Source organism: Roseivirga spongicola (genome assembly GCF_001592965.1).
In the GTDB taxonomy this organism is placed as follows: Bacteria; Bacteroidota; Bacteroidia; order Cytophagales; family Cyclobacteriaceae; genus Roseivirga; species Roseivirga spongicola.
In genome coordinates this window covers 50,702-63,882 of record NZ_LRPC01000029.1, presented here as the reverse complement: position 1 = coordinate 63,882, position 13,181 = coordinate 50,702, and the positions used below count along the sequence as shown (strand labels likewise).

Below are 13,181 nucleotides of genomic sequence, written 5' to 3'. Positions count from 1 at the left end.
ACTAAATTGCGCACCGAAAAGGGAAGATTAACCTTTCTTTTGAGTGCAAAAGTGTTAATTTTGCCTCGATTTTGATCAACCTTAGTGATTCGCAACTCAATACAGTATGTCTAAAATTGTAAAGCTTAAAAAAGGCTTTGACATCAACCTTGCCGGGAAGGCGCAGAAGAAAATCGCGAATACTCCTCCTTCGGATACATTTGCTATTAAGCCCACAGATTTTGTCGGAATGACAAGACCAAAACTATTGGTGGCTGAAGGCGATGTAGTGAAGGCTGGAACTCCTGTTTTGTATGACAAAATGCAGGAAAACGTGATGGTCTGCTCTCCAGTTAGCGGTGAAGTAGTCGAAGTGAAGAGGGGAGCCAAGAGAAAACTACTCGAAATTAAAATTCTGGCCGACAAAGAAATTCAATACGAAACCTTCCAAACCTATAACGTGTCTGACATCAAGAGCCTTTCTAGAGAAGAGGCTACTGCTCAGATGGTTAAAGGTGGGGTTTGGCCGAACATCATCCAAAGGCCTTACGGTGTAATTGCTAAGGAAGAAGAGACTCCAAAGTCTATCTTCATTTCTGCATTTGATACCCATCCTTTGGCTGCTGATGTCGCCTTTACCTTAAAAGGTGAAGAAGAGGCTTTCAAAACCGGTATAGAAATTCTTAAGAAATTTACTGAAGGAACTATTCATATCAATCACGATTTGAACGGTGAAGTATCTTCTGTTTTCTCCGGTGTTGAAGGTGTTCAGCATAATAAGTTCAGTGGCCCGCACCCAGCAGGTAATGTTGGTGTTCAAATCCATCACGTAGATCCTATCGGAAAAGGTGATTTAGTTTGGACAGTAACTCCATATGGTGTCGCTCAAATCGGTAAACTATTCAATAAAGGTGTTTACGATGCTTCTAGAGTAGTAGCAGTAGCAGGTTCTGAAGTTTCTGAGCCGCAATACTACAAAACCTACACAGGAGCATGTGTTAATAAAATTGTTGAAGGCAATCTGAAGAGCGAGAATGTGAGATTCATCTCTGGCAATGCTTTAACTGGAGAGAAGATAGAGAAAGATGGCGCTTTAGGTTACTATAGCAATCTGCTTTCTGTTCTTCCTGAAGGAGACCATGCAGACTTCCTAGGATGGATAATGCCTAAAAAAGAGGTGCTTAGTTTCCACAGAGCATGGGGACTATTCTCATTCCTAAATGGAAAGAACAAAGAGTACGTTTTAGATACTAATACCAACGGAGAACCAAGAGCATTTGTAGAGACAGGTGTTTTTGAGAAAGTTACTCCAATGGATATATATCCTGTATATCTACTAAAAGCTATTTTGGCCGAAGATTATGATAACATGGAAGCGCTTGGTATCTACGAGGTAATTGAAGAAGATCTGGCACTGTGTGAATATGTAGATGTTTCTAAACATGACGTTCAACAGATGGTTAGAAACGGGATTGAATTGATGCAAAACGGTTAATTGGAATGAAGTTTTTACATAATATCTTAGAAAAGCAGAAGCCAATGTTCGAGAAGGGTGGTAAACTGGAGAAGTTTTACTACCTGTTTGAGGCTGGTGAAACTTTTATGTTTTCTCCTGCTAGTACTGCAGGGAACAAAGGTGCCCAGATTAGAGATGCAGTAGACTTGAAGAGAATGATGATGACAGTTGTCATCGCCATGATCCCTTGTTTGATTTGGGGTATATTCAATGTTGGTTATCAGCATCATGTAGCTATTGGAGAGCAAACTTCTTTCTTCTCCGTAGATAATTTGCTGTTTGGTGCAAGATGGGTATTGCCAATTGTATTGGTGGCCTATGCTGCTGGTGGTATCATTGAGGCAGTATTCGCTGTAGTTAGAAAACACCCAATTAACGAAGGTTTCCTTGTTACGGGTATGCTTATTCCATTAATTGTCCCTCCAACTATTCCATTATGGCAAGTTGCTTTGGCTACAATTTTTGGTGTTGTAGTAGGTAAAGAAATCTTTGGTGGTACAGGTATGAACGTATTGAACGTTGCCATGACAGCCAGAGCATTCTTATACTTTGCTTATCCTTCACAAATTTCTGGTGAAGTTTGGACTCAATTAGCTGGAGAAACCCCAATCGATGCTTACAGTGGTGCAACTGCACTTTCTGTAGCTTATGATTCTTCTAATGTTGGTAACGCAGTTACGGCAGGTTTAGCTAATGTCAATAGTGCTTTAGCTGCCCCATTTGGAGACTTTAGCTTCTTTAGCTTTGAGAATATGTTAATAGGAGGTATCCCTGGTTCAATCGGAGAAACTTCTACTTTAATGGCTCTTTTGGGAGCTATCATTCTAGTGGTAACCGGTGTAGGTAGCTGGAAGATTATTGTAAGTGCATTTGCAGGTGCTTTCCTTATGGGTACTGTTTTCAACATGGTTGGAGCAAATGAATTTATGAATGTGCCTGCTCAATACCACTTGGTAATGGGTGGTTTAGCATTTGGAGCCGTGTTTATGGCCACAGATCCAGTATCTGCTTCGCAAACGGAAACAGGAAAATGGATTTACGGTCTTTTGATTGGAGCCTTAACAGTATTGATTAGAGTAGTAAACCCAGCATATCCAGAAGGTATTATGTTGGCGGTACTTCTAATGAACGTATTCGCTCCACTTATTGATTTCTATGTAGTACAAGCAAACAAGAAAAGGAGGTTAGCCCGTGCGACAGTCTAATGGTTATATAATTGTATTCTCCCTTATACTAACAGTGGTATTGGGAGGGTTGCTATCTGGAGTATCTCAGGTTTTAGGGCCTGCTCAAAAGAAAGCGCAAGATTTAGATACTAAGAAGCAAATTCTTGGTGCTATTCCTGCTGAAAAAGAAAAGCTTTCAGCAATGACTCCAGAAGAGATTCTTAGCAGATACAGCGAGGTGATCAGCTCTGAAGTAACAAATTACCAAGGTGAAATTGTTACTACCAATGAGAAAGGTGAGCCAGTTGTAGCAGAGAATGTAAACATTGAGAAGAATTATAAGAAAACTCCTGAGAACAGATTGTTCCCAGTATTCAAATACAATGGCGGTAGTGAGCAGGCATTTATTCTGCCTACTTTCGGTGCTGGTCTTTGGGATGCTATCTGGGGTTACGTTGCTATTACGCCAAACATGGAAACTGTAATTGGAGTAAGCTTCGACCACAAAGGAGAAACTCCAGGTCTAGGTGCTAGAATTACATCAGACGATGTTCAAGCTAGATACAGAGGCAAGGAATTGTATGACAATCAAGGAGATTTGGTTTCAGTAACAATGGTAAAGGGAGAGAATACTCCTGAGTCTGCATTGGGTCCAAATAAGGTTGATGGTATGGCTGGTGCTACTCTAACAGCAAATGGTGTTAACGCCATGTTGGAGAACTACCTTGGTTACTACCAAAACTACTTCGAGAAGAATGTCAGAAACGAGAGTATGACAATGAATGTTGAAAACAATAACCAGTAATTATAATGAGTACTGAAACTGTTGAAGCACCGGTAGTAAAGGAAAAAGAAGCCTTACTATCGAAGAGAAGAAAGAAATTCGTTACTGACCCTCTGAATGATGATAACCCTATTACCATTCAGGTATTAGGTATCTGTTCTGCACTTGCGGTTACCACTCAAATGAAGCCTACTTTGGTAATGGCTTTGTCGGTAATCTTTGTATTGATATTTTCAAACCTCATCATTTCATTGATGAGAACAGCTATTCCTTCAAGGGTACGTATTATCGTACAGCTGGCGGTAGTAGCAACCTTGGTAACCTTGGTTAATGAGGTGTTGAAAGCGTATGCTTTTGATATGTACAAAGAGCTTTCCGTATTTATCGGACTGATTATTACCAACTGTATTGTAATGGGTAGACTTGAAGCTTTTGCTTTAGGTAATAAGCCTTATGATTCAGTATTAGATGGTTTAGGTTCAGGCTTGGGTTACTCGTGGATTATCCTAGCAGTTGCCTTCTTTAGAGAAATCTGGGGTTCTGGTAATGTATTCGGATACCCTGTATTCGAGGCAATCGGAATTGAGAACTTTGCGACTAATGGTTTGATGGTGTCACCAGTTGGAGCATTCGTTGTTCTTGGTTTCATTATCTGGGTTCAGAGAACTAAAACTGGTTACGTAGAACACTAAAATTAGAAAATCATGGATTTATTGAATTTAGGTATTAAGTCGATCTTTATTGAGAACATGGTTTTCGCCTACTTCTTAGGTATGTGTTCTTTTCTAGCGGTATCGAAAAAGGTATCAACTGCTTTCGGTCTTGGTTTAGCTGTAGTATTCGTATTGGGTATGACAGTACCGATGAACTGGTTGCTAAATGAGTTTGTATTGAAAGAAGGTGCTTTAGCTTGGTTAGGTGCTGACTTCGCAACTATCGATCTTTCGTTCTTACGCTTTATCATGTTTATCGCAATTATTGCGGCTATGGTACAGCTAGTAGAGATGACTATCGAGAAGTTTTCTCCTTCACTTTACGGTTCACTAGGTATCTTCCTTCCGCTAATCGCTGTAAACTGTGCTATTTTAGGATCATCCCTTTTCATGGCTCAAAGAGACTATAGCATTGGTGAAGCTACTGTGTTTGGATTCGGTTCAGGTATTGGTTTCTTCTTGGCTATTGTTGCTCTTGCTGCAATTAGAGAAAAGCTTAAGTACTCGAATGTTCCTGATGGACTCAAAGGTCTAGGTATTACAATGTTTATTACCGGACTTATGGGTATTGCCTTTATGAGTTTTATGGGTATCTCTATCTAATAGATTTACACCTTATAGATATTGAAAGCCTCGCATTTGCGGGGCTTTTTTTATGTCCATAAGTTTTGCCGGATAGTGCGGGGGTATTTGTGTCGAGATGAGCTTAATAATTTTTGAAATTGATGTTTGGTAAGGTCTTCTGTTGGTTGATAACTGTTTTATAAGGAGAATTGGTTTAAAATTGAACCATTATTTACCCAATAATCATAAATGCATACGTTTTCAGTTTAAATTTTAACCAAATATGTATATAAGTACAGAAATGTATTGAAATGAGGTGTTTACTAGTTAACTTGAGTTTAATATAAGCCTTGAATCAACTCAAACTAAAACTAGTACATCATGTCACATTCATTAAACAGAAGAAAATGGTTAAAAACCGGTTTGCTATCCATAGGTGGTGCTACCATACTACCTCAACTTAGCTGGGGAGAATCAAGAAACTCATTGTTGATTGATAATGCTGAGAGAATAGTATATACACCTCTGTTTAAAGAACATACCGTACCATTAGCGACAGAAATTGTGGCAAAGCTGAATGCCAATGAGAACCCTTATGGCCCTTCGCCCAAGGCTGTAGAGGCTCTCAAAGCTGCTGCTGTCGGAGGTAATAGGTACGGCTGGGGTCAACTTTCCGTTTTGATGGACAAAATATCAGAAAAAGAAGGTGTTCCTAAAGAGTACCTCATGATGGGGCCTGGTTCTTCTGACTTGCTAGAGAAATTTGCACTGGTCCTTTTTATGAATGGAGGTACTGTTCTATCTGCAGACCCTTCTTATATGTCGCTAATGAATGTAGCGAGATCTGTCGGTGCTGAATGGAAGGGAGTTCCCTTAAAAGAAGACTGGTCTCACGACTTAGACGCTATGGAGGCAGCGATCAGTAGTGACACAAAATTGGTTTATATCTGTAATCCAAATAACCCAACCGGTACAATTACAGGATATAAAGAGCTTTATGATTTCTGCTCGAGGGTTTCTGAAAAAGTGCCTGTGTTTATAGATGAAGCATATCTTGATTTTGTTGAAGGGGAAAATGGTAAAAGTATGGTGTCACTTCTTAATGAAGGTAAGAATGTCATTGTCGCTAGAACTTTTTCAAAAATTCATGGAATGGCAGGTCTGAGAGTTGGCTATGTTGCTGCTTTGCCGGAGACACTAAAGTCTATTCAAAAGATTACAAGAGGCGGTATGGGAATCACCAATACCTCAATTTATGCTGCCATAGCTAGTATGGATGATACAGCTTTTCAAGCCAAGTCTAAAAATCTGAATAAACAGGCAAGAGAGTACACTGCATCGACCCTGAAAACCATGGGTTTCAGTCCCGTCCCATCGTACACGAGCTTCATGATTTTTCCTCAAGAGACAATGGAAGGGAAAGCATTCTTAACTAAAATGTCTGAGCAAGGTATTGGTGTTAGATCGTTTGAGATCTACGATAAAACCTGGTGTAGAGTTAGTATGGGAACAATGGAGGAGATGCAAATGTTTACTTCGGCCTTGGGTAAAGTAATGGAGTAATTAATAGCCTAGCAGATAAATGGATCCAGCTTTACAAAAGACTTTCACTTTTTTATCATTCATTCTCTTAGGCTTTTTACTGAAGAGTAAGTTTAATAGCAAAGAGCAGGTAAATGGTATCAAGTCATTCATATTAACAATAGCCTTACCATCAACAATTTTTGTGGCTTTAATGGGGGTTGAAATGAGTGCAAGCATGCTTGTCTTCCCCATACTGGCTCTAGCCTTTAACTTTGTTATATACTTCATTACACCACCGCTACTTAAAGTGGTAGGTGTGGATAATGATTCAGCGAAAGGAAGAACCTTAAGGTTGTTGTTGCCTTCTTTGGCACCTGGTCTATCTTGTTTTCCATTCATACTTGAATACCTGGGAGAGAAGAGTCTTGCGGATGCTGCCTTGGCCGATGTTGGCAATAAGTTCTTTGTACTTATTTTTCTCTATGTAATGGCGATGAATATGTTTTATAGCATTCATCTTTTGGCTAAAACAAGTTCCAAAGGGAAGATCAAGGAGCTGCTTATGTCTTTAGTAAGGGAGCCTATCAATCTCGTAATTATAATAGCTATGGCTCTGTTGTCATTAGGGTTTAACTTTGATAGTCTACCAGTATTCATCGGAGATACTTTCAGTAGGTTAAGTCTCATTATGACTCCACTTGTCCTGTTCTTTATAGGTTTAGCAGTTAAGCTTAAAAAGGAAAGTCTTTGGGCTATTTTGAATATTCTTTTGCTCAGAGCGGGAGTTACTCTATTGATAAGTACAGGTTTGGTTCTATTGCTAGAAGTTCAGGATACCAGTACCATCCTCCTCATGATGGTTTTTCCGTTAAGCTCTTGCAGCTTTTGGCCTTTTGCTCATTTGTCTGTGTTCAGCAAGCGCGAGAAAAATTCATCAAAGACTTTTGATACTGAATATGCCATTTTGGTTTTGGCGTTATCATTGCCCATTTCAACGTTAATGATATTAGGTATACTATCTAGTGGTGAATTTTTTGCCAGACCAGAGGTCTCGGCCACCTCTGGGTGTATTTTACTGGGTACAGTAGCACTGGTTCAATTAGTTAGAAAACTAAGTTCATCCAGGTTTAATTGGCAGGTTGAAGAAAACAAGAAGCTAATTGAACAGGCAGAATGATTTAAAGAAATAATTCCTCAATAAAGTCATGTTGATTTATTGTGTTTTATGTAGTGTCAACCTGAAAGGCCCCTGGAGAGGGGGCTTTTCGCTTTGCTTTGATGTAGAGATAAGCTTATTGTCGAAAATTACATGTTCTAAGCTGGTCGATTTGTATACGGGTATTAGATGTAATGTTGATACCAATCAAGCCATCTGATCTGATCGGTTGGTATACTGTGCCAATTAAAATAGTTAGATTAGTTGATGTGTCAATTGTGTTATTTCTAGTAGTACTAATATAGCCATCATTTAGGCTTAAGTACTTGGAGGATACTGTTCTTTAGCAAATTCAGTCCATCTGACCCTATAATTACAAATTCACTTCCTGAAAAGACATTTCTTATCCATTTCGGATTTTTAAGGACGCGCTTTGGATACCGGTCCAGTTGGTAAGAGTGAATCCAAAATCAAGTGAGTTAGTGTCACATAAATAAAACTCGATACCAATAATGAGGAATAGAATCAAATATTTTTGAATTAGAAAGCCAATTGATTCCATGTCATAGTTATATGTAAGGTTGGTTTTCTTCCCTTACTATTAATAAAAAGTCCTTGAAGAACCACCGAAACTTTCGCTATCCGTCTTATACTGGATACTAAAAGAACACCGAAACGCTTTTACTTTATCTTCTTGATATTCATTCGTCTTATACGTTTCTTTTTTACTTAAACAACTTAGAATAATTGAATGACAAAAAAAAAAACTTTATGATGGAATCAACTAAAAAACCAAATTATTCAAAAATACCAGTGGGCAAGCCGTCAATGCTTACTTGGTTCTTTTCTTCCCAATAACTTCTAATTCCATCTTCACCCTTTTGCTTTGCCCACTCTTTAAGTATTGGTCTTTCTTCCTTGAAGTCCATTAATGGAACTGCGAAACCACATGAGGTTTGAACAGAATCTAACTCTACTTCAAAAATATTTCTGGCGCCACTGTCTTTTGGGAACAGAGCGTAAAGATCATCCCATTCTGCATCTTGTCGATGTATGGTTTTGGCGGTTCCGAAAAGCCTTAATATCAATGGTTTTCCTTCAAAAGCACAGAACATTATGGTCATTCGGTTTACCTCTTTCAAATGTGCAGCCGTCTCATTTCCACTGCCAGTCAGGTTTAACCATACTACTTTGCTAGGTGAGATAACCCTGAGCGAATCTAAGCCCTTTGGCGAAATATTAACCCTGCCTGATGCAGCAGCCGTGCCGGTAAAGAACACTTTTTGATTTTGAATGAATTCGATTTGTTGAGGTGTTAGAGATTCATAGAATTTTGCCATGCTCTTATAATCGTTAAGCGGATAAGAAATGTTCTTCATTTCTAAATTAATTACTTTTTGAACAATCATCTTTCCTTAGTTTTGTGCCCGCTCAAAATTTTACCTATGATGTATTCTCAACTTATAGCTCAAGAACTTTCGGTTGCAAATAAGCAAGTAGACGCAACAATTAAACTATTGGAAGAAGGTGGAACAGTCCCATTCATTGCCCGATATAGAAAAGAGTTAACAGGTAGTTTAGATGAAGTACAAATTGCTGCTGTCAGAGATAGGCTGCAACAACTTAAAGAGCTAGATAAAAGAAGAGATGCAATACTTAAGTCTATAGAAGAGCAAGACAAACTAACAGATGAACTTGAGTCCAAAATAAAATCGGCAGAAACCATGTCGGTTTTAGAAGATATTTATTTGCCCTATAAGCCTAAGAGAAAGACTAAGGCTTCAATGGCTCGAGAAAAAGGTTTAGAGCCATTGGCTACATGCATATTAGAGCAGTCTAGTTTAGATGTAGAAGCTGAAGCCTCTAAATATATTAATGAGGAAAAAGGTGTGGCTAATGCCGATGAGGCCTTAAAAGGTGCTCGGGATATTATTGCTGAAACGGTAAATGAGAATGCTGAGGCTCGTGAAAAGATGAGAAAGTATTTTCAGCAACATGCTACAATTAAGTCTAAGGTTTACACTGGTAAAGAAGAAGAAGGTCAGAAATATAAGGACTATTTTGAGTGGGAAGAAGCCTTGAAAGATGCGCCATCGCATAGAGTTTTGGCTATGCGCAGGGGAGAGTCGGAGCTTTTCCTTATGCTCGATGTTTTGCCTCCAGAAGAAGAAGCCATCGGCATATTGGAGCGGCAGTTTATAACTGCTAATAACGCAGCAGCTGAACAAGTGAAGTTGGCAATAAGAGATGCTTACAAAAGATTGTTGAGCACTTCAATGGAAACGGAGATGCGAATGCTTTCTAAAAAGAAAGCTGATGAAGAAGCAATAGATGTATTCGCTAAGAACCTGCATAAGCTCCTCATGGCGGCACCACTGGGAAGTAAAAGAGTCTTGGCAATTGACCCTGGTTTTAGAACTGGCTGTAAAGTAGTGTGTCTAGATGCTCAAGGTAAGCTGCTACAGTTTGAGGCTATCTTCCCTAACGAACCTCAGAAGAAAGTAGCAGAGTCAGGAGCAGTTATCAAACATTTGGTTGATAAACATAATATTGAAGCAATTGCTATAGGTAACGGAACGGCCAGTAGAGAAACGGAAGATTTCGTTCGAAATTTAGGCTTACCTTCTTCGGTAACAATTGTGATGGTCAATGAAAGCGGAGCTTCTATTTACTCTGCTTCTGAAATTGCCAGAAATGAATTCCCAGATCAAGACGTAACAGTTCGTGGGGCCGTGTCCATTGGCAGAAGATTGATGGATCCACTTGCTGAACTCGTGAAAATAGACCCTAAATCGATTGGCGTAGGGCAGTATCAGCACGATGTAGATCAGTCTGCGTTAAAGCACTCTTTAGATGATGTGGTGATGAGTTGTGTGAATGCCGTTGGAGTAGAGGTCAATACTGCTTCAGAGCAATTACTCACCTATGTAGCTGGTCTAGGGCCTCAATTGGCTAAGAATATAGTGGAGTACAGAAATCAAAATGGTCCTTTTACCAATAGGGCAGCTATTAAGAATGTTCAACGTCTAGGAGAAAAGGCATTTGAGCAAGCAGCTGGTTTCTTGCGAATTAAAGGAGCAGCAAATCCATTAGACGATAGTGCTGTTCACCCTGAAGCGTATAGCCTAGTTAAGAAAATGGCTAAAGACCTTAATTGTGAGGTTAAAGACCTTATCAGAGATGCATCACTAAGAGCAAAGATAGACCTTAAGCAATATGTGACCGATACTATTGGCTTACCTACTCTTAAAGACATTCTGGCTGAACTAGCTAAACCAGGCCGTGACCCACGAGACAAATTTGAAGCATTTAGCTTCGCTGAGGGCGTAAATCATATTGAAGACCTGAGAATAGGCATGAAAATTCCGGGCATTGTTACTAATGTGACCAATTTTGGTGCATTTGTAGATGTTGGAGTGCATCAAGATGGGTTGGTACATATTAGCCAATTGGCCGATCATTATATCAGTAACCCAGCAGATGTGGTAGCAGTGCAGCAAAAGGTAATGGTTACTGTTACTGAGGTAGACGTAGCCAGAAAGCGCATCTCTTTATCTATGAAAGGTGAAGCTAAACCACAGGCTAAAAAAAGCGCTAAACCTAAAAGGCAACGAGAGCCTGAGACCGATATGGCGGCTAAGTTAGCAGCCTTAAAAGGTAAGTTTGGAAGGTAAGATAGCTTCTTACTTTTCAACTATTCTGATGCTATACTTTATTAACTAATAAGTAGTAAATTGAAGGTTAGGTTGAACTAACTTCAATGACAGGAAACAGTTGCTGTAAGAATTGTGGAGCACCTCTAAAAGGTTCTTATTGTCACTTATGTGGTGAAAAGAGGCTTACTATCCAAGACAGGTCTGTCAGCTACTGGTTCAAGGATACTCTTTCTCAGGTCACTCAGTTAGATGGTAAAGTAATAAGAACTATCATATCCATGATGGCTCATCCTGCACGGTTGTCTAACAATTATCAGGAAGGTATTAGAAAGCCATATTTGAAGATGGCCAACCTGTTTTTAATTGCCAACCTGCTATATTTCTTAATACCTGGCTTACAGACTTTCAAAACACCTCTTCGCATTCAAGCTAATGAGCAGGTGTATAGTGTTTTGGTAGAAAGAATCGTAGATCGTTACATGTCGGTTACAGGCGAAAGCTTTGAGACATTAGAGGTAGTCTATGATCAGAAAACTACTGAGGTAAGCAAGCTCTTACTCATCTTGCTAGTCCTGTTGTTGGGGCTGTCAATCTATGGGGTGTTCTTTCGGCAAATGTATCTCTCCGATGCATTTAATGTGGCACTGCAATTTTGGTCGGCTTACATTATTATGTTCATCCTGCCATCTTCGCTGCTCATACTCATTCACTCTAGGTTTTTCTCCTTTGGGGCAATTAGCCAGGTTGTTTTCTCAGAATGGTTTCTGTCAGGTGGAACATTACTTTTTTCAGCTGTATACTTATGGAAAACGCTTAGTATGTTCAGTCGAAAGTGGTGGCATCATCTGTTAAGGATGAGCTTCATCATCCTTTCATTTTTTGTGATTTTTACCTTTTACAGGTTAATTCTCTTTCTGGTGACAATGCTGGTTATCTAAACTATTGTTTGCTTTTAGATGCATTTCTCTCGGTGTTCGAGATTAGCATTTTGTATACTATCTTATTCTCAAAAGTTGAACAATGGAGTATATGCCCTCCGTTCAAGTCGAAGGTCCACTCTTTAGAGTGACCGTCTTTTCCAGTATGGTTAGATGATCCTAAAAGTATATTGGCATGTAATTCCATAGAAACCTCATCTTTAAAGTTTACTACTACTTCATAAAGAGGCATTCTGGGTTGTTCTGCATCAAAATAATAAATGATGGAGGTAATATCCTCAGAATGCATAGGCTCCAGATACGTATTTGGTGATCCGTTTTCAGCCTCTTGGGCCACGGCATTAGGCCTAGTCGACATGAACTGCATAAGCTCTTCATTGAAGGCTACTTCTTGTATCTCCTTAGGTAGTAAGTCTTCAAGGGTTTTTCCGCGCTCAAGGGAGTTCCAATATAAGACGCTGAAAACAACTAGCTGACTGGCCAAAATTATGTGTGTGAATTGTCTGACAGTCTGATTGTTCATAATTCACAGGTTGAGTACGATGAAAGTAGATATTTTTCTCCTCTCATTCAATGAAAACGTAAATTATGTAATCGTTAAATATTGACTGTTAGGTAGTTATAGGTATTTTGCCTATCGATTGACTCTGTGTTTAGTAGAGTAATGCGTTCATCCAGTTAAGAATATTCATGTTCTGACCAGATTTTTTTCTAATTGAGAGTGTTTTTCTCAATTCAGTATTTTTTAGTTCAATCTGTTTGTTTTTAATTAACTGTTAATCAGTGTGTTGTGTATTTCTGGTTTTCATGGAACGGTTCTTTCTCATTATCAGATGAAATTATTATTAACCAAAAATTTATCATCATGTTACGTTGGACATTAACCTTCTTAATTATAGCAGTAATCGCAGCCATTTTAGGATTCGGAGGAATTGCGGCAGGTGCGGCATCAATTGCCAAAATTGTCTTCTTCGTATTCCTTGTACTTCTAGTGATTTCATTGATCAGAGGAGCGGCCAGCAGGAGTTAGATAAAATATTACCATACAGTCATAAATAAGCAACGTGCACCTTGAAACCAAGGTGCACGTTGCTTTTATGGAACTCTTAAGAGAGAGATGACTTATAAAAAAGTAGTATCATATAGCTTATTACCGCTGCGTCAAACAGGTTTAAGGATTGCCTT

12 protein-coding genes are annotated in these 13,181 nt (G+C 39.1%); 10 read left to right on the top strand and 2 right to left on the bottom strand.

Annotated features, from left to right (window positions below; genetic code table 11):
* The first annotated feature begins 106 nt into the window (after positions 1 to 106).
* The 7 genes from AWW68_RS17855 (at position 107) to AWW68_RS17825 (ending at position 7,423) form a co-directional block, all read left to right on the top strand.
* Positions 107 to 1,474, top strand: coding sequence for a Na(+)-translocating NADH-quinone reductase subunit A (locus tag AWW68_RS17855; protein ID WP_068224462.1), 1,368 nt, complete (start codon positions 107 to 109; stop codon positions 1,472 to 1,474).
* A 5-nt stretch (positions 1,475 to 1,479) separates the two neighbouring features.
* On the top strand, positions 1,480 to 2,700 hold the full coding sequence (locus AWW68_RS17850; protein WP_068224461.1) for an NADH:ubiquinone reductase (Na(+)-transporting) subunit B: 1,221 nt from the start codon (positions 1,480 to 1,482) through the stop codon (positions 2,698 to 2,700).
* The gene (gene nqrC / locus AWW68_RS17845; RefSeq protein WP_068224458.1) at positions 2,687 to 3,466 is read left to right on the top strand and encodes an NADH:ubiquinone reductase (Na(+)-transporting) subunit C; all 780 of its coding nucleotides are present in this window, start codon (positions 2,687 to 2,689) and stop codon (positions 3,464 to 3,466) included. Before AWW68_RS17850 ends, nqrC begins: the two co-directional genes overlap by 14 nt.
* Before the next feature lie 5 nt (positions 3,467 to 3,471).
* Positions 3,472 to 4,137: an NADH:ubiquinone reductase (Na(+)-transporting) subunit D gene (locus tag AWW68_RS17840; protein WP_068224455.1), complete on the top strand. Its 666-nt coding sequence runs from the start codon at positions 3,472 to 3,474 to the stop codon at positions 4,135 to 4,137.
* A 12-nt stretch (positions 4,138 to 4,149) separates the two neighbouring features.
* Entirely contained in the window at positions 4,150 to 4,761 is a 612-nt protein-coding gene (gene nqrE, locus AWW68_RS17835; protein ID WP_068224453.1) for an NADH:ubiquinone reductase (Na(+)-transporting) subunit E, read from the top strand.
* A gap of 342 nt (positions 4,762 to 5,103) precedes the next feature.
* Positions 5,104 to 6,285 carry a pyridoxal phosphate-dependent aminotransferase gene (locus AWW68_RS17830; protein ID WP_068224451.1) on the top strand — a complete coding sequence of 394 codons (1,182 nt, stop codon included), beginning with the start codon at positions 5,104 to 5,106 and terminating at the stop codon, positions 6,283 to 6,285.
* A gap of 19 nt (positions 6,286 to 6,304) precedes the next feature.
* Positions 6,305 to 7,423: an AEC family transporter gene (locus tag AWW68_RS17825; RefSeq protein WP_068224448.1), complete on the top strand. Its 1,119-nt coding sequence runs from the start codon at positions 6,305 to 6,307 to the stop codon at positions 7,421 to 7,423.
* A 776-nt stretch (positions 7,424 to 8,199) separates the two neighbouring features.
* On the opposite strand, the gene AWW68_RS17820 is transcribed toward AWW68_RS17825, so the two are convergent.
* Positions 8,200 to 8,811, bottom strand: a complete 612-nt coding sequence (locus AWW68_RS17820; RefSeq protein WP_245660266.1) for a pyridoxamine 5'-phosphate oxidase family protein — start codon at positions 8,809 to 8,811, stop codon at positions 8,200 to 8,202.
* Positions 8,812 to 8,847: 36 nt separating this feature from the next.
* Between AWW68_RS17820 and AWW68_RS17815 the strand changes: the two genes are divergently transcribed.
* Together AWW68_RS17815 and AWW68_RS17810 are read left to right on the top strand one after the other, a co-directional pair.
* A complete protein-coding gene (locus tag AWW68_RS17815) occupies positions 8,848 to 11,076 on the top strand; it encodes a Tex family protein (protein WP_068224446.1) in 2,229 nt (742 codons plus the stop codon).
* A gap of 86 nt (positions 11,077 to 11,162) precedes the next feature.
* Positions 11,163 to 11,996 carry a DUF3667 domain-containing protein gene (locus AWW68_RS17810; RefSeq protein ID WP_068224444.1) on the top strand — a complete coding sequence of 278 codons (834 nt, stop codon included), beginning with the start codon at positions 11,163 to 11,165 and terminating at the stop codon, positions 11,994 to 11,996.
* A 1-nt stretch (position 11,997) separates the two neighbouring features.
* Here AWW68_RS17810 and AWW68_RS17805 read toward each other — a convergent pair whose 3' ends face one another.
* A complete protein-coding gene (locus AWW68_RS17805; RefSeq protein WP_068224442.1) occupies positions 11,998 to 12,519 on the bottom strand; it encodes a hypothetical protein in 522 nt (173 codons plus the stop codon).
* A gap of 342 nt (positions 12,520 to 12,861) precedes the next feature.
* Between AWW68_RS17805 and AWW68_RS17800 the strand changes: the two genes are divergently transcribed.
* Positions 12,862 to 13,026: a DUF1328 family protein gene (locus AWW68_RS17800; protein WP_084375757.1), complete on the top strand. Its 165-nt coding sequence runs from the start codon at positions 12,862 to 12,864 to the stop codon at positions 13,024 to 13,026.
* The last annotated feature ends 155 nt before the right edge of the window (positions 13,027 to 13,181 follow it).

What these genes read in the sequence shown, in the direction of transcription:
- AWW68_RS17820 (WP_245660266.1), bottom strand. Translation starts at nt 8,811, where the DNA reads ATGATTGTTCAAAAAGTAATTAATTTAGAAATGAAGAACATTTCTTAT.
- AWW68_RS17800 (WP_084375757.1), top strand. Translation starts at nt 12,862, where the DNA reads ATGTTACGTTGGACATTAACCTTCTTAATTATAGCAGTAATCGCAGCC.
- AWW68_RS17830 (WP_068224451.1), top strand. Translation starts at nt 5,104, where the DNA reads ATGTCACATTCATTAAACAGAAGAAAATGGTTAAAAACCGGTTTGCTA.
- nqrE (WP_068224453.1), top strand. Translation starts at nt 4,150, where the DNA reads ATGGATTTATTGAATTTAGGTATTAAGTCGATCTTTATTGAGAACATG.
- AWW68_RS17805 (WP_068224442.1), bottom strand. Translation starts at nt 12,519, where the DNA reads ATGAACAATCAGACTGTCAGACAATTCACACACATAATTTTGGCCAGT.
- AWW68_RS17850 (WP_068224461.1), top strand. Translation starts at nt 1,480, where the DNA reads ATGAAGTTTTTACATAATATCTTAGAAAAGCAGAAGCCAATGTTCGAG.
- AWW68_RS17840 (WP_068224455.1), top strand. Translation starts at nt 3,472, where the DNA reads ATGAGTACTGAAACTGTTGAAGCACCGGTAGTAAAGGAAAAAGAAGCC.
- AWW68_RS17815 (WP_068224446.1), top strand. Translation starts at nt 8,848, where the DNA reads ATGATGTATTCTCAACTTATAGCTCAAGAACTTTCGGTTGCAAATAAG.
- AWW68_RS17855 (WP_068224462.1), top strand. Translation starts at nt 107, where the DNA reads ATGTCTAAAATTGTAAAGCTTAAAAAAGGCTTTGACATCAACCTTGCC.
- AWW68_RS17825 (WP_068224448.1), top strand. Translation starts at nt 6,305, where the DNA reads ATGGATCCAGCTTTACAAAAGACTTTCACTTTTTTATCATTCATTCTC.
- AWW68_RS17810 (WP_068224444.1), top strand. Translation starts at nt 11,163, where the DNA reads ATGACAGGAAACAGTTGCTGTAAGAATTGTGGAGCACCTCTAAAAGGT.